The 17,574-nt window shown below is 36.3% G+C and carries 14 protein-coding genes; 5 read left to right on the top strand and 9 right to left on the bottom strand.

Going from position 1 to position 17,574, the window contains the following annotated elements; genetic code table 11:
- Positions 1-3: 3 nt before the first annotated feature.
- Positions 4-525: a GNAT family N-acetyltransferase gene (locus ES765_RS13485; RefSeq protein WP_138114849.1), complete on the top strand. Its 522-nt coding sequence runs from the start codon at positions 4-6 to the stop codon at positions 523-525.
- Complete coding sequence (locus tag ES765_RS13480) at positions 526-1,758, top strand: ATP-binding cassette domain-containing protein (RefSeq protein ID WP_138114848.1); 1,233 nt, start codon at positions 526-528, stop codon at positions 1,756-1,758. It abuts the gene before it with no gap.
- Between the two features lie 51 nt (positions 1,759-1,809).
- Here ES765_RS13480 and secDF read toward each other — a convergent pair whose 3' ends face one another.
- The gene (gene secDF / locus ES765_RS13475) at positions 1,810-4,779 is read right to left on the bottom strand and encodes a protein translocase subunit SecDF (RefSeq protein ID WP_138114847.1); all 2,970 of its coding nucleotides are present in this window, start codon (positions 4,777-4,779) and stop codon (positions 1,810-1,812) included.
- Between the two features lie 165 nt (positions 4,780-4,944).
- Positions 4,945-5,871, bottom strand: coding sequence for a malate dehydrogenase (gene mdh, locus ES765_RS13470; protein ID WP_138114846.1), 927 nt, complete (start codon positions 5,869-5,871; stop codon positions 4,945-4,947).
- 293 nt (positions 5,872-6,164) lie between these two features.
- On the opposite strand from mdh, the gene ES765_RS13465 reads away from it, so the two are divergent.
- Positions 6,165-6,542 carry a hypothetical protein gene (locus ES765_RS13465; protein ID WP_138114845.1) on the top strand — a complete coding sequence of 126 codons (378 nt, stop codon included), beginning with the start codon at positions 6,165-6,167 and terminating at the stop codon, positions 6,540-6,542.
- Between the two features lie 321 nt (positions 6,543-6,863).
- On the opposite strand, the gene ES765_RS13460 is transcribed toward ES765_RS13465, so the two are convergent.
- Together ES765_RS13460 and gyrB are read right to left on the bottom strand one after the other, a co-directional pair.
- Positions 6,864-7,880 carry a DUF6588 family protein gene (locus tag ES765_RS13460; protein ID WP_138114844.1) on the bottom strand — a complete coding sequence of 339 codons (1,017 nt, stop codon included), beginning with the start codon at positions 7,878-7,880 and terminating at the stop codon, positions 6,864-6,866.
- Positions 7,881-7,951: 71 nt separating this feature from the next.
- Positions 7,952-9,892 (bottom strand): DNA topoisomerase (ATP-hydrolyzing) subunit B, encoded by a 1,941-nt coding sequence (gyrB, locus tag ES765_RS13455; RefSeq protein ID WP_138114843.1) that lies wholly within the window; start codon positions 9,890-9,892, stop codon positions 7,952-7,954.
- 399 nt (positions 9,893-10,291) lie between these two features.
- Here gyrB and ES765_RS13450 point away from each other — a divergent pair, with 399 nt between their 5' ends.
- The gene (locus ES765_RS13450; protein WP_138114842.1) at positions 10,292-10,477 is read left to right on the top strand and encodes a CsbD family protein; all 186 of its coding nucleotides are present in this window, start codon (positions 10,292-10,294) and stop codon (positions 10,475-10,477) included.
- Positions 10,478-10,557: 80 nt separating this feature from the next.
- Here the strand turns inward: ES765_RS13450 and asnB are convergent, their stop codons facing one another.
- Positions 10,558-12,231, bottom strand: coding sequence for an asparagine synthase B (gene asnB / locus ES765_RS13445; RefSeq protein ID WP_138114841.1), 1,674 nt, complete (start codon positions 12,229-12,231; stop codon positions 10,558-10,560).
- 234 nt (positions 12,232-12,465) lie between these two features.
- Here asnB and ES765_RS13440 point away from each other — a divergent pair, with 234 nt between their 5' ends.
- Positions 12,466-13,005, top strand: coding sequence for a DUF2911 domain-containing protein (locus ES765_RS13440; protein WP_138114840.1), 540 nt, complete (start codon positions 12,466-12,468; stop codon positions 13,003-13,005).
- Between the two features lie 142 nt (positions 13,006-13,147).
- Here ES765_RS13440 and ES765_RS13435 read toward each other — a convergent pair whose 3' ends face one another.
- The 4 genes from ES765_RS13435 to ES765_RS13420 all read right to left on the bottom strand — a co-directional run bounded on the left by ES765_RS13435 (position 13,148) and on the right by ES765_RS13420 (position 17,492).
- Positions 13,148-13,363, bottom strand: coding sequence for a hypothetical protein (locus tag ES765_RS13435; protein WP_138114839.1), 216 nt, complete (start codon positions 13,361-13,363; stop codon positions 13,148-13,150).
- 60 nt (positions 13,364-13,423) lie between these two features.
- On the bottom strand, positions 13,424-15,244 hold the full coding sequence (locus ES765_RS13430) for a DUF885 domain-containing protein (RefSeq protein WP_138114838.1): 1,821 nt from the start codon (positions 15,242-15,244) through the stop codon (positions 13,424-13,426).
- Positions 15,245-15,354: 110 nt separating this feature from the next.
- Positions 15,355-16,116 (bottom strand): NYN domain-containing protein, encoded by a 762-nt coding sequence (locus tag ES765_RS13425; protein ID WP_138114837.1) that lies wholly within the window; start codon positions 16,114-16,116, stop codon positions 15,355-15,357.
- 71 nt (positions 16,117-16,187) lie between these two features.
- On the bottom strand, positions 16,188-17,492 hold the full coding sequence (locus ES765_RS13420) for an MFS transporter (protein ID WP_138114836.1): 1,305 nt from the start codon (positions 17,490-17,492) through the stop codon (positions 16,188-16,190).
- Positions 17,493-17,574: the final 82 nt, after the last annotated feature.

The following is a 17,574-nucleotide window of genomic DNA, read 5'->3' as shown; positions in this document are numbered from 1 at the left end:
AATATGCCAGACTATTCATTATTCAACGAAGAATCTGAGCGGTTACTTTTTAGAGAAGTAATCGCAACCGATTTTCAAGATTGGCTACCTTTTCATGAAGAACCACTTAGCAACCAATATTGGTCTGGGCTACCCAATGAACCAGTAGCCGCCTGTGAAGAACAGTTTTCTAGATTATTTGAGCGCTATTGTGAAGGGTCTGGCGGCATGAATGCCTTAATTTCAAAGAAGACACATAAACTTATAGGGCTTGCCGGAATTCTAGTTCAAAATGTAAATGGTAATGAAGAATTAGAAATCGGGTATTCTATTCTACCTGAGTATTGGCGTCAAGGTTTTGCCTTTGAAGCCACGGAGAAATGCAAGTACGTTGCGTTTCAGAAGCAATGGGCAGAAAGCTTAATTTCAATTATACAAGTTGATAACATTCCATCACAAAAAACAGCATTAAAAAATGGAATGTGCATAGATTATGAGAACACATATAGAGACAATCCTGTTTATATATTTAGAATTAATAGGTAAATGAACCATTGGGTAATTTATATAGATAACAATTCCAAGAAAAAGGAATTTATTGAGCTTTTTTCAAAAGGCAAAGTACCTACTGAGCTCCAAGAATACAAAGATAAAACTGGAAGTTTGTACTCTCAAATTACATTAGAGAAACTCATCGAAGAAGAAGACAAACACGACCATAAGATTATTAGCTCAAAAGAACAAGCCTTAGAAACCATGTCAAGTGGTGAACAAAAAAAAGCGTTGTTATATTACTTGCTTCAACAACGTCCTGATTATATCATCTTAGACAATCCCTTTGACAACTTAGATACCCACTTTCAAGAAGAGCTAAAAACTATACTACAAGAACATTCGACATCCATAACTTTTATACAACTGGCGAGCCGTAAGGCTGACACTTTACTTTTTATCAATAAATTCGGAAAACTGGACCATAGTACGTTTACAGAAATATCTAATCTAAAAACTCTTGAAGCCAAAACAACTGACCCATTTAATACCGACAGCATACCTACACCTTTAGCAACTATAGGTTATTGTAATAATCCTTTAATTCAATTCAAAAATGTTTCTATTTCTCATGGAAATAAAACAATACTTAGAGATATCAATTGGAAAGTAAATAAAGGTGATTTCTGGCAACTTACTGGAGCGAATGGAACTGGAAAGACTTCAATACTCTCAATGATAATAGGGGACAACCCCAAAGCATTTGGACAAGAAATTTACCTGTTCGGCTCAAAAAAAGGTAGTGGAGAAAGTGTGTGGGATATTAAAAAGAAGGTAGGCTACTATTCCCCTGCAATGACCAATAGGTTTAAGGGCAGACATTCGGTAGAACACATGTTAATCTCAGGCCTAACAGATTCCGTTGGTCTTTATACCATGCCGACAGAGATGCAAAAGCGGTTAATAAAACAATGGCTACTACTGTTGGATCTCTACGAATTAAAAGACACCTATTTCAACCAATTATCCACAGGTAAGCAACGATTGATAATGACTGCAAGAGCGATGGTAAAGCATCCTCCAGTACTTATTCTAGATGAACCCACTACAGGTATGGATGATGCATCTGCTGCATTGCTGGTAGCATTGGTTAATAAAATTGCAAAAGAAACGGATACAGCGATAATTTTTGTATCCCACAGAAAAGAACCCTACTTAGAACCAAAGAGCATATACACATTACTTAAATCAGCTACAGGCTCAATTGGCGTTAGCACTACGGCATAAAAAAATCGCTATCCTTTTGAGATAGCGATTTTAGCATTGAGTTAGTATATATTATTTTTCACTTCCAGATGTAATCTTTTTACTTAAAGCATCAAACATTACAGGAGTAGCAATAAACACCGATGAGTAGGTTCCTACAACAACACCAATAATCATTGCAAACATGAATCCTCGTAAAGATTCACCTCCAAATATAAAGATGGTCAATAGAACGACCAACGTGGTCAAAGACGTATTCAATGTTCTACTTAACGTACTGTTTATAGCGTAGTTAATATTCTCACCACCTTTCCAGCCGCGTTCTGCCAATGTTTCACGTATACGGTCAAACACAACCACGGTATCGTTCAATGAATAACCAATTACCGTTAATATCGCTGCAATAAAAGCCTGATCAATTTCCATATTAAAAGGCATTAGTTTACCGAATATAGAGAAAATTCCAAGTACAATCAATACATCGTGGAATACAGCAACTACTGCACCTAATGAGAATTGCCATCTTCTAAATCTGAATAAGATATAAAGGAACACTACTGCTAGAGATCCTAAAATAGCCAAGAAAGCATTATTCTTGATATCATCGGCAATGGTTGGTCCAACTTTTACAGCTTGCAAAATACCTATAGCTTCCTCGTGCACGCCACCTAATGTAAAGGCATCTTTGCTCATTCCATCTGGTAAGTATTTTTGAAGACTTGTGTATAGTTTATCCTGAATTTCTGCGTCAACTTCAATTCCTTCAACATCAACTTTATAAGGAGTTGTTATTTTAACCTGGTTAGACTCACCATAAGTTTTCACATTAGTACCACTTCCAAAAACGGTATTCAATTCAGATGTAATTTCAGAAGGATTGACAGCTTGTTCAAAACGAACAATATAAGAACGTCCACCAATAAAATCAACACCCTGCTGCAATCCTTGTCCGAATAATAAAGAGAACAATCCTATTGCAACTAGAATAGTAGACAAAATGTAAGCTATCTTTCTTTTAATCAAGAAATCAATACTGACATTCTTAAAAAGATTTTTAGTTAATCCTGTAGAGAAATCTAAACTTCTTCCTTTTCCACTTATATACCAATCTGCCAGTAAACGCGTAATAAATATAGCTGTGAAAAGCGAAGTGATAATACCAATTAATAATGTAGTTGCAAATCCCTTAATAGGGCCTGAACCAAAAATGAATAATATAATCGCTGTTAGGCCTGTAGTAATGTTCGCATCTAAAATAGAGGATAGTGCATTTCCAAAACCATCTGCAACGGCTTGGCTCTTTCCTTTTCCTTTTGCTAACTCTTCTTTGATACGCTCAAAGATAAGTACGTTAGCATCCACAGACATACCAATGGTTAAAACGATACCTGCAATACCAGGTAAGGTCAACACTGCATTTAAGCTGGTCAATACACCGAAAATCAACATGATGTTCAAGAGCAAAGCGATATCTGCGAAAGCACCTGCTTTACCATAATAAGCAATCATCCACAACAACACAATAGCCATTGCGATTAAGAAAGACATAAAACCACTATCAATAGCTTCTTGACCTAAAGAAGGACCAACAATCTCTGATTGAATAATTTCTGCAGAAGCTGGAAGTTTACCAGCTCTAAGAACATTCGAAATATCTTTTGTTTCATTAACGGTGAAGTTTCCTGTAATTTCAGAACGTCCACCTGATATAGGACCAGATGAAACACCTGGAGCAGTATATACCTTATTATCTAAAACGATAGCAATACCTGTTTGATTGGTATATGCATCGCCTGTTAATTTTTCCCATTCCTTAGCACCTTTGGTGTTCATGGTCATTGAAACAGCAGGCTTACTAAACTGATCGAAATCTGCTCTTGCATCACTAACTACATCTCCACTTATTCTAGGCGTACCCTCACGGTTAGATTTTAAAGCATATAAATCAATTACTTCAGTATCTTCCGTTGAAGGTCTTTCCCAAACAAATTTGGTGAATTGAATATCTGCAGGTAATAATCTTCTAATCTCTGGCATTCTTAAATAAGAACCAATTGTTGCGGAATCCTTAATAGCCGCACGGAACATTGCATTACTTCCTGGATTAGCAGGAATCAATAACTCATATAATGGATTTACCTGTGTAACCAAATCCAATGAATCTGCTGAAACATCAGATAACAACGAATCTAACTCTGATTCTTCCTTGATTTGCTTAGGAGCCTCCACCTCTACAATACCCTTCAGTTTCTCGTTCGCCTGAATCAAGAACGTACTAAAACTCGTATTATTTTGCTTATACGTTTCCCAGAACTCTAATTGTGCAGTACTTGACAATAAGTCTTGAGCACGGGCAATATCTCTAGCTCCTGGCAATTCAACTAAAATACGACCAGAATTTCCCTCTCTTTGAATATTAGGTTGCGTAACACCAAATCCATCGATACGTTCTCTCAATACTTCAAAAGCAGAAACAATCGACTCATCAATCTTTCTTCTAATAATAGGTTTAACATCATCATCTGACATTTGAAAGTTAACCTCATCACTAAGACCTTTGTTTGCGAAGATTTCTGGAGAAGCTAGTTTTGCTTCGCCTTTAATTTTATCAAATGATTCGAAAAACAATTCAATGTAGGTATCATCACTATCTTTTGTTGCGGTATCGGCATCAGCCAAGGCTTTATTGAAAACAGGGCTCTTGGTATTGTTAGCTAACCCTTTAAGGATGTCCTTAACTGAAATTTGAAGTGTTACGTTGATACCACCTTTAAGGTCAAGACCTTTGTTCAATTCTTTCTCTTTGGCCTCATGATAACTGGTGTACCCAAGAATAGTATTGTTGCCAATTGAATCGAGATAGTTATTATATACGACCTCTCTTTTTGCTACATGACCCTCTTCTGCCTGCGGTATACGGCTTGTGGCGAAGACAGTAGCTTCTTTTTCTACTTTACTCGTTATGAAAGTATAGGATAGCTGATAGATACTTACTAACCCGAATAATAAAGCAAAAAGCTTTATAAGTCCTTTATTTTGCATTGGTTATGAGAATTTTATGAACGCTTTTTATAACAGCGTGCAAATATATGATTTACCCTAAGATTTGGCAATATATTTAGAAGTAATTGTAAAAAGGAAGCCATCTAGCACCTAATTCCATGGAAACCAGATGGCTTTACTTGTACTAACACTTTGATTATGAATTTAAAAATCAAGCAGGCCGTTGGTTTTTGTTACACCTTCTGCACTTTCTTTCATTTTGTTTTTCTCTGCGTCACTAAGTGGAATTTCGACTATTCTTTCAATTCCATTTTTTCCTAATATAACAGGAACCCCTATACATATGTCGTTTAAACCGTATTCACCTTCTAACATTGTTGAACAAGGGAACATTTTTCTCTGGTCACACGCAATAGCTTGTACCATTGAAGACACTGCAGCACCCGGTGCATACCAAGCACTTGTACCTAAAAGTTTTGTCAATGTTGCTCCACCAACTTTAGTATCATCAGCAACTTGTTGCAGTCTATCTTCCGATAAAAATTCAGAAACTCGAATACTGTTTCTGGTAGCATGCGAAGTTAATGGCACCATACCCGTATCACTATGACCACCAATTACCATACCGTCGATATCTGAAATTGGAGCTTCCATGGCTTCTGCTAAACGATATTTAAACCGAGCACTATCTAACGCACCACCCATTCCAATAATTCTATTCTTAGGTAAACCTGTAGTTTTATGTACCAAATAAGTCATCGTATCCATAGGATTGCTAACTACAATAATGATAACATTTGGTGAATGTTCTATAAGGTTCCTAGAAACTGTTTTCACAATACCAGCATTTATACCAATCAATTCTTCTCTGGTCATACCTGGTTTTCTTGGAATACCAGAAGTAATCACAGCTATATGACTATCAGCAGTTTTAGCATAATCATTGGTACTACCTGTAATTTTAGTATCAAATCCATTCAACGATGCGGTTTGCATCAAGTCCATGGCTTTTCCTTCCGCATATCCTTCTTTAATGTCCAAAACAACCACTTCAGAAGCAAAATCTTTAATAGCAATGTATTCTGCACAACTAGCACCAACTGCGCCTGCACCAACTACTGTAACTTTCATGTAAATCTGTTTTATGAATTATTATTTATAAAATGGACTTGTTCCACCTTATTATATTGATTTTTCATTTCAAAAATAGGTATTTATTGATGAAAAATAGTCTAGAACGGCCCATTTAATTACCTCTCAGTTACTATAAAATCATCGATAAAATGCAGGTCGTGTTAAAAAAAAAGACTATTCAACGAAGATATCGGAAAATTGATACCGTACATCGAATTTTAATAATAACGCGACATTCGTCACGTTATAAACTATGGATCCCAAATCCTAAAAAAAATAGTAACCTACTTATGACTAAAAAGCTTCTCTCTTTAATGGCTATATGCGCCATTATATTTCTAGCCAACTGTTCTAGGATAGAACAGAACAATGACCCTATTATCGGGATATGGTCACAATCAAAAATTGTGGCTTCAGAAAAATCATCAAAACAGGCTGTTCGAAAAGAATGGATTTTCAACGATGTATATTTAGGTAGATATCACGAAATAAGCGGCGCAACAACAACCCTCAAAACAGATTTTAAATGGTCTAGACAAGACGATACATATACCATAGAGTATAGAGGTCTTGAAGGCAAACCTACTCATGTTTTCTCTATTTTAAACGTTGAAGATGGCATATACCTTACAAACAGTGAAGGTGGCACATTGGCAACCAGGGAATGAACGATTTTAACAGGGCCATGGGAAAAAGTCTGTCTAGAGCAATCTAGGCAGGCTTTTTTATATACTCATTTATTGACCCCTTAGACTACACTAAGCAAAAGGGTTGATAGTTGATAGTTGATAGTTGATAGTTGATAGTTGATAGTTGATAGTTGATAGTTGATAGTTGATAGTTGATAGTTGATAGTTGATAGTTGATAGTTGATAAAGTACATTTTATCAGAGAATTAATAGAAAAATATCGACAAGATTGAGGACAATTTTATCGATATTTTTCTATTTCAATACGTTTAAATATTTTTTTTAATAGCCCCGTATTATTTATCTGAAACCGAAATTAACACCAACTGTTGCAGTATTAAACTCGCCTAAATTATATTCTGCGTTTAACCTAAAGAAACCTACCTTAAGTTTCGTTCCTATTGTTCCAGTCACACCACTTACCTTTTTGGTGATTGAGAATGGGTCAACATACGTTTCTGATATAAATGGACCTTCAGTAACCCTATATGTTCCTAAAACATTTGTCACAGACTTTCCCGAAACATACCCTAAACCACCGTAAAAGTTAATAATTGGCAATTTGGTAGATACGACACCACTAAAAGCCCAACTGTTTATCCTCGCTTCAATTCGTTGATTTTCTCCTTCTATTAACGCTGCATTGGTCAAATCATAATCTCCCGAAATACTGGTATATCCAATTACTGCTGAAATAGCTACCGGTAGTACTTTATCCGCCGGTAATAGCTTAGTGAAATCGTGTTGAATCCCGAACCCTATTAAACCAATGGATGCATCTTCATACTCCATCTTAGGAAGAAACCTTGCTTTGATTTCCGTACCCTTAATTAGACCAACACTAGCTTGGATATATCCTGAAGGAACAAAATCAATACCTTCACCTGAAAGTCCTGATGGTAATTCAAAAGTTTCTCTAACAGTAAGACCAGCAACTTCACCTTCCACAAGTACGTTTACCCCAGCAATATCTCCCAATGCAGTAGATACTTCTCTTGCAACACCTGGGTTATCCTCAAAATCAAGATTTTCGTAATCATTAGGATCAAGAATAAATGTTTTTTTATCCGACTTATTTTTAAATCCGGTAATGTTTCCAATAATTGAAATTTCAAATCCGCCTAATGGTTTTGCATCAGCAGTGTTGTACCATCCAGTTGATATACTGTAAACCACACTTTCTGAGAGTGGATTCAAATAATCTGTTGTAAATCGTTCAGCATCTTCAACACCTGCAGCAAATACATTATTAAAATCTGATTGAGCGCTAGCGTTCAAGCAACTCCCTATAAAAACAAATACAAGTAAATTCTTCATCTTTAAAATTTTATACAAAACTAAAAAACCTGCGCTGTAGGCGCAGGTTTTTGTTGTGTAAGTAGTGATTTCTATGTGTCAATGTTCGCATAAGCGGCATTCTTCTCAATAAATTCCCTTCTTGGAGGAACTTCATCACCCATTAACATTGAAAACACACGATCCGTTTCCGTTGCATTATCAATCACTATCTGTCTCAAAGTCCTGAATTCTGGATTCATTGTAGTATCCCATAATTGAATAGCGTTCATTTCACCTAGACCTTTGTAGCGCTGAATACTTACGCCTCCACTATACGTATCAGCGATTGCATCTCGCTCTTTATCACTCCAAGCATATTGCTTTCTTTGTCCTTTTTTCACCAAGTATAATGGCGGTGTTGCGATATAAACGTGTCCACTTTCAATAAGCTCCCTCATATAACGGAAGAAGAACGTTAAAATAAGTGTTTCAATATGACTACCATCGACATCAGCATCACACATAATGACCACCTTATGATATCTCAATTTAGCAAGATTCAAAGCCTTGCTATCCTCTTCTGTTCCTATTGTAACCCCTAACGCGGTATACATATTCTTGATTTCCTCATTTTCAAAAACCTTGTGCTGCATGGCTTTTTCAACATTCAAAATTTTACCCCTTAAAGGCAAAATAGCTTGAAACTTACGGTCACGACCCATTTTGGCCGTACCACCTGCAGAATCACCCTCAACTAAAAATATTTCAGATTTTACAGGATCTTGTTCAGAACAATCCGATAGTTTACCAGGTAACCCACCTCCGCTCATTACATTCTTACGCTGTACCATTTCACGAGCCTTAGAAGCCGCATGTCTTGCCTGACCCGCAAGAATTACTTTTTGAACAATAATCTTGGCATCATCAGGATTCTCTTCTAAGTAATTGGTCAACATTTCAGAAACAGCCTGACTCACTGCTGCAGAAACCTCACGGTTACCTAATTTTGTCTTGGTCTGACCTTCAAACTGAGGCTCTTGCACTTTTACAGATACAATAGCGGTCAATCCTTCACGGAAATCATCCCCTTGAATTTCAAATTTCAATTTATCCAACATACCGGAAGCGTCGGCATATTTCTTTAACGTTGATGTAAGCCCCCTTCTAAAACCGGATAAATGAGTTCCACCTTCGTGGGTATTAATATTATTCACATACGAATGAAGGTTTTCGGTGTAGCTCGTATTATAAATCATGGCTACTTCTACTGGAATGTCATTCTTTTCCCCTTCCATAGAGATAACACCTTTTATCAATGATTCACGATTAGTGTCTAAAAATCTAACAAACTCTTTAAGCCCTTCATCAGAATAAAAGGTTTCGCTTATATACTCCCCTTTATCATCTTTCTGACGCTTGTCGGTAATACTAATCGTTACTCCCTTATTCAAAAAAGAAAGCTCACGCATTCTATTCGCTAAAGTCTCATAACTAAATTCAATTGTCTGTTTAAAAATGCTTTCATCTGGATGAAAGGTAACCATCGTACCTCGCTCAGTAGTTTCACCAACTCGTTTTACCGGATAAAGAGCCTTACCTCTTTGATATTCCTGTTGCCAAACAACACCTTCTCTATAAACGGTAGCCGTTAAATGATCCGACAATGCATTCACACAAGACACCCCAACACCATGCAAACCACCGGAAACTTTATAGGAGTCCTTATCGAACTTCCCACCTGCACCAATTTTGGTCATTACTACTTGTAGCGCAGAAACTCCTTCTTTCTTGTGCAAATCAACAGGAATACCCCGACCATTATCAACTGTAGTTACGGAATTATCCTCATTAATAACAACACTAATCGTATCGCAATAGCCACCCATTGCTTCATCAATAGAATTATCGACTACTTCATACACCAAATGATGCAAACCACGCACCCCAACATCACCAATATACATGGATGGACGCATACGTACATGCTCCATACCCTCTAAGGCCTGAATACTATCTGCCGAATAATCTTTATTATTTGCTTCTTCGCTCATAAAATTAAGGTTGTTTTACTTCAAATTTTGCAATCTTACAAATATACGGAATACCCTATGAACTATGACGTTCCTAGTCACTAGGCAAGAGCAAGTTATCAACAATCATTGTGGAAAATTAGACCTTAAAACTTACTTTATAATAAATGTTCTATTCATTTTTATCGTTAATCTTAGATTTGCAACTACAATTGAATTTACAAAATAGAGCCCTACATTTAAATTAGCTTTTATTCACCCTAAAAACAGTGATTCTAAAAGTTAATTTTTTAATAATAAAAGCCGAGAATTGACTGTATTAAAAATAATCTGAACGCTATCCGAAAAATGGGATGAATATTAAGATTTCCTTTATTTATTGATGTTAATTTAGCATTCTAATCCTAAAATTAAAGTATCATGAATGAAGAGCAATTTAAAGGAAAATGGAACATTGCAAAAGGGAAGCTTAAACAAAAATATGCTGACTTAACAGATGACGACCTGACTTACGCAGAAGGAAAATCTGATGAGCTACTAGGTAGAATACAAGAGAAGACTGGTGAGTCTAAAGAAAAATTAAAGAAAATGATTAACGAATTGTAGTCTATCTAAATTAAAAAGTAAGCCCGTCTAAAATTAGACGGGCTTTTTACAATAGAAACATTGACTAATTCAAACTCAACCTATTGTTTAACGTATGCATCACTATGTACGTTTGCAACTGCTCTACCAGAAGGATCGTTCATATTTTTAAACGCTTCATCCCACTCTAAAGCAATTTGAGTGCTACAGGCTACAGAAGCTTCTTGTGGCACACATAATGCTGCCGCATCTGATGGGAAATGCTCTTGAAATATTGAACGATAGTAAAATTCTTCTTTTGAAGTTGGTGTCTGAAGCGGGAATCTGAATTTGGCGTTCGCTAATTGTTCATCACTTACTTCGTCATTTACAACCACCTTCAACGTATCGATCCAACTATAACCAACACCATCAGAGAATTGTTCTTTTTGTCTCCAAGCTACACTTTCAGGTAACATTTCTTCAAAGGCTTTTCTCACTACCCATTTCTCCATACGTTCACCATTAATCATTTTATCTTGTGGGTTAATACGCATGGCAACATCAATAAATTCCTTATCCAAAAATGGCACTCTTCCTTCAATACCCCAAGATGCCAATGATTTGTTTGCTCGCAAACAATCGTACATATGCAGTTTACTTAGTTTACGTACCGTCTCTTCATGAAATTCTTTAGCATTAGGAGCTTTATGAAAATATAAATACCCTCCAAACAATTCATCTGCACCTTCACCCGACAATACCATTTTGATACCCATAGATTTGATGACACGTGCCATTAAATACATAGGCGTAGAAGCACGAATGGTGGTAACATCATAAGTTTCCAAGTTGTAAACCACATCCTTTATTGCATCAAGCCCCTCTTGTATGGTAAACTTGATTTCGTGGTGAACCGTTCCTATATGATCTGCAACTATTTGGGCAGCTGCCAAATCTGGTGAGCCATCAAGTCCTACTGAAAAAGAGTGTAATTGTGGCCACCAAGCATCTGTCGTATCTCCTGATTCTATTCTCTTCTGTGCATATTTTTTAGCAATTGCAGATGTAACAGAAGAATCCAATCCTCCAGAAAGCAATACACCATAAGGTACATCGGACATCAATTGACGATGCACCGCAGCCTCTAACGCTTCCTTAATCTCCTGAATACTAGTTTCATTATCCTTTACTGCATCATACTCCATCCAATCTCTAGAATACCACTTTTTCAACTGTCCATCTGAACTATGTAAGTAATGACCTGGAGGAAATAATTCGATTTTAGTACACGTACCTTCTAATGCTTTTAATTCTGAAGCTACATAGAATGTTCCGTTCTTGTCCCAACCCATATATAATGGAATAACCCCCATATGGTCACGTGCTACAAAGTATTCATCCTTCTCAGCATCATATATAGCAAACCCAAATATGCCATTCATATCATCTAAAAAGTCAACTCCTTTTTCTTGATATAAAGCCAATATAACTTCACAATCAGATTCTGTCTGAAATTCATATTTACCTTCAAACTGCTTACGCAACTCTCTATGGTTGTATATTTCTCCATTGGCAGCTAATACCAATTTACCGTTCGGACTCAACAACGGTTGTTTTCCAGAAGCTGGATCAACAATCGCTAATCTTTCATGCGCTAAAATCGCTTTATCATCAGCATAGATACCACTCCAATCCGGACCTCTATGTCTTATTTTCTTCGACATTTCCAGTAGTTGAGGTCTAAGAGACTCTGTACTTTCCTTAACATCAAATGCACATACTATTCCACACATAATCTTATTATTATATCAATTTGAATACAAATATCGATTTATACTTCCAATTACGAAACATAAATAATCATTTTACTTACATATTATAAGTTTAAATTGAATTTACACTTATAATTCGAAGTAAGACTTATCAAATAATCCTTAGCGCATGCTATACTGTAATGAGTCAAAATTTAACGCCATTTTACCAAATATACTCACAGGATCTGCTTAATTTTATGAAAAATAATTTTTATGAAAAGAGTATCTACCTTGGCAACATTACTATTTGCCTTGATTTTAACCACTATTGCTACTGCACAAGATTTTTCAGGGATCGATAAAAGTCCGATGGATATGGCAGCATACCCTACGGATTATAAGGTTTCCGAAAAAACAGTCCGTATCATTTATGGAAGACCACAATTGAAAGGTCGTTCTATGGAAGAATTGGCTCCAACAGGTAAAGTTTGGAGAACTGGAGCAAATGAAGCTCCTGAAATTACATTTTACAAAGATGTAAAATTTGGAGGAAAAGATGTCAAAGCCGGCACCTATTCACTATTTACCATACCTGGCGAAAAAGAATGGACTGTTATATTAAATAAAAATTTAAACCAATGGGGTTCTTACTTTTATGATGAAGCTTCTGATGTTGCTCGCGTAGCGGTACCTAATGGTTCTGATATTACACCACTTGAAGAATTCTCTATCGCCTTCAAAGACGCTGAAGGCGGAGCTCATTTAGTAATGGGATGGGATAAAACAAGAGTTGCCGTTCCAATTACAATGTAAGTTTAGAAAAAATATATAGCAAAAACCTCGGTACATAACCGAGGTTTTTCTTTTTAATGAATCACCTCATTTACAAAAGTTTATTCAGCGTAGACAATAGGTATTTCTTCTAGAGGAACCGTCATCATATCCTAATCGTAAATTACATAGCCAGCAAACTTAACAGGTTCAATACTTCATTTTTCTCAAAACTAGAGTTTGCAACGTAAAAAATTAAGAACGGACTCACATCTTCTACGGAACGAACATTTAACCGGTCACTTTTAGCCGGACCTTTATAAATGAAATAATTAACGTACTCTTTATTATTACTAATAATGACATACACCCTAGTCGATAATTCTCCTGCTTGTTGCAAACGATTTATCTCAAACGTGTTTAATCTGTTAAGCTTAAATAATTAATTAACCTTTTTCCTTTAAGGGTTCTTTTGACTGCTTATCCAACCATTTATTTTTTCCTCCAAAAGGACTAATGGCAAACTACCAGAGTTCAAAATTTGACTATGAAATGAGCGTATATTAAATTTAGCACCAAGTTCCTTTTCTGCCTTTGTTCGCAACTCGCGAATTTTCAATTGACCAATTTTATAGGAAAGGGCTTGGCCAGGCGTAGCCATATAACGCTCTACTTCTGAGATAATACTCTCTTCAGACTCTGCCTCATTATCCAAAGAAAATTGTATTGCCTCATCCCTCGTCCAACCTTTAGCATGTAAACCGGTATCCACAACCAAACGAATAGCCCTGTGCATTTCCATACTCAACATTCCAAAATACTGATATGGGTCTGTATAGATTCCCAATTCCTTACCCAAAGATTCTGCATAAAGTGCCCAACCCTCAACAAATACACCCATACTTTCTGGATGTAAAAACTCTGGGAGGTTGCTATTCTCTTGTTGTAGGGATAGCTGAAAATGATGCCCTGGAATAGCCTCATGCAAGAATAAGGCTTCATCATGAATCGTATTGTATGTTTTTACATTTGGAATTGGCACGTAAAAAATACCTGCTCTTGATCCATCTTTTGACCCTGGCGTATATTCAGCACTTGCAGATGCTTCTCTAAACGCTTCTGTTCTACGTACGTTAAACCCAGCTTTAGGAGTAAGTTCGAATAAAGAATCAATATGATTATCGATACGTTCATGAATACTATTAAAGTTAGAAATAACATCTTCCGGCTTAGAGAAAGGCATTAAAGATTTCTTATTCCGTAAGGATTTAAAGAAGGATTTTAAATCACCTTTAAATCCTAACTGGTTCTTAACAGTAATCATTTCACCAGAAATACGTTTCACTTCAGACAACCCTAATGCATGAATCTCATCAGCACTCATGGTCGTTGTAGTGTGTAATTTAATAAGATAATCATACGTCTCCTTCCCATCTGGCAAATCACCAAGTCCACTTGTTTCTCTAGAAGCCGGCAAATATTCTTCAGTTAAAAATATATTCAACGCAACATATTTAGGAGTCAGTTTATTTTGAATCAAGTTAGTGTAACTCCTTTTCAATGTTTCTTTCTCAGCATCTGAAAAACTATCAGGTAGATTATTTATTGGCTGGTAAAATAAATTCTCTTCAAGTGGAATATCTATAAACGATCTCACCTGAGGCAACATTTTTAAGGTTAAGGCCTTTGGCAAAACAATACCTTTAGTCATCCCTATCCTCATTTTATCGATCGAAGTATCCAAAAAAGTCACATAATCTTCTAACCGATGTAACCAATTAGTGTAATCTTCTACGGTTTTAAATGGTTGCACACTTGCTCCACTGGCCAATTGAGCTACATATAAATGTAAGGATTGAATTTGAAAAATTGGCATTAATTCAAAACTGGGCAAGTCATATATCGGGGAGGCTACAGTTACGATTGGGTTCATAACACCTTGCAGTTTCAATGAACAATCCCACTTCATAACCCGTAGACTCATCCAATCTGCCGCAGTTACAGTAGTAGAATCATACCGGTCGAGCTCCTCCAAAAAATACGTGTAGCGCTCTTTTAGGTGAAAAATATAATCATCTGAAATGTAGTTAGCAATGGTGTCATTATATTTCGAATAACCCGCCTTTGTCGCTTCTATAGGATTTATGCTTTTTTTGAATTCGTAGAATTCTGTAAACACCTCAGCTACTGGCTTCTCGACGATAGGTGCTTTTTTCTTTTCCGATTGCTCGCAAGAAATAAATAAAAGAATAAAAGAAAAGAAGGAAAGCGCACGAATCATAGTTTTAGTATTTGAAATGAAAATACAAAAACTAACGATATGCTTTAGACCTCTAACGATAGAATATAAAAATTAGAGCTTTTAAACGAAGGGGGGTTGCTCTTAACTAGTTATTTCTTTAATTTGGAATTATTCTTTTCCTTAATTTTTACGTAAATAAGTTTCTTACGTCCTTTGGAATCTTCTCTTCGTTCAATTTCAAAATGAGGAATTGAATTAATTAATGGGGTCAATTTTTGAAAACCATAATTACGCGAATCAAAATTAGGTTGCTTTTTTTGCAATAAACTACCTACGTCACCTAAAAATGCCCATCCGTCATCATCCGCAACATCATCAATAGTCGTAGCTATAAAACGTAATGCCTTTGGGGTTATCTTATCAACAGTATTTTTAACGGCAGGTGTTTCATTTACGGTATCAGAAGTATCTTCCTCAGTCCTGCTTTTAAGAATCTCTATGTATATAAATTTATCACACGCCACAATAAAAGGATTGGGAGTTTTACGCTCGCCAATACCAAAAACTTGCATCCCTGCTTCTCTCAATCTAGTAGCCAAACGTGTGAAATCACTATCACTACTAACGATACAGAAACCATTGACTTTACCAGCATAAAGCACATCCATGGCATCAATAATCATTGCAGAATCTGTCGCATTTTTTCCTTGAGTATAACCATACTGTTGAATAGGTGTTATGGCATTTTCCAACAAAACATTCTTCCATTTACCTAAACGCGGGTTGGTCCAATCGCCATAGATACGTTTTATTGTAGGATTACCATATTTAGCAATCTCCTCCATCATTTCCTTTACGTAAGCAGATGGAATATTATCACCATCTATCAATACTGCTAAATTTAAATCCATAAAACTGATTTTTTATAAAGATAATTAGTTTTCAACTTGAACTGCAAGATGTTATCCTTTTAAATAGAACATTATTGAGGATTATTAGCCTTGATGGAACCTATTACCAAAAAAAGCAAAAAAGCCAACCCTAAAAATCCTACCATTTTATAAGAACCAAACGTGGATAGGCAAAGACTAAAAACACTTGGCGCCAAGGCACTTGCTAGAATTAACAAGCTCATGATTTTACCCGTAATACCACCTAAATGTTTTCTACCGAAAAACCGAGGCCATGCTACCGCATTTAGCACTGCAAAGAATCCGCCTAAAATACCAAATCCGGCAATTAACATTGGTATACCCGCAGGGGTGGATAAAAACAAAAAACCTAACGATGCCAAAAACCCTCCTATCAACATTAAGTACAAATACAATTTTAATGGCAGGTAATCACTTAAAAAATTAAACAGGGTAGAAACGGTTACCGCCACAACCGAACTCGGTAAAAAAATGGCAATAGCATCCTCTTTCACAAATCCTTCATGTGTGAAAATTGACACGACATGAAAAGTAAGTCCGGTGATAAAAAAACTATTGAATGCCAATGTAAGTCCGTACATCCAAAATGCTCTTTCCTTTTTTGCTTCCGATAGGGTAAACTGTTTTGGAACAACTGTGATCTCTTCCTCCTCCTTTGTCGGTGACTTGGCACCATCTGGCAGAAGGCCATGTTTCTCAGGCGATATTTTATAAAAAATGAAAATGAAAACACTGAAAATTAACAAGCCTATTGCTAGAAATTGCCATGTTTGTTGCCAACCATATCCTTCTATTAATGCGTTGACCCACAAAGGTGAAGATGAAAACCCAAATGAAAGTGCCACACTACTAAATGAATTTACCTTGCCTCTATTCTTATCGAACCAAATCATTATCACATTTCTGGAAGCCATCGTAAGCACTCCCTGACCTGCAAAACGTAATAGAAAAAATAATACGGTCATTAATACAAAAGGCACCATCCAAGTATCAACCGATAATACTTCTTTTATATAAGAGCTCATCGTTACTGACCATGAGCATAAAAACAAGGTCACCGCTAGCGATAACGCAGCGAAAAAAGCCACATATCTAGCTCCGTATATATCAAACCAAACCCCTGCCCTACCAATCACCAATGAACTTGCTATGGTACCTATCATGTAGGCATTACTAAATTGATTTCTAGTTAAACCCAATGCATCTTTTACAGGGTCTGTAAATACTGAAACCCCAATAGTCTGACCAGGTATACTGAAGTAAATACCTATCGTACCAATTACAAGAATTACATACCCATAAAAAATTGGGCTTTTGGCCGGGTCAATAAGTGGTTTCTGAAAAAGGTTGGACATACAAAAGTTGCTAGCCGCAAAAATACGCCTTAGCCTTCACTCACTAAAATTATATGCACGATTGCGCACTTCGTGCACTCCT

It is taken from the genome of Maribacter sp. ACAM166 (genome assembly GCF_005771495.1).
Classification (GTDB): domain Bacteria; phylum Bacteroidota; class Bacteroidia; order Flavobacteriales; family Flavobacteriaceae; genus Maribacter.
The sequence above is the reverse complement of the archived record's forward strand: the minus strand, read 5'-3'. Positions and strand labels throughout refer to the sequence as shown.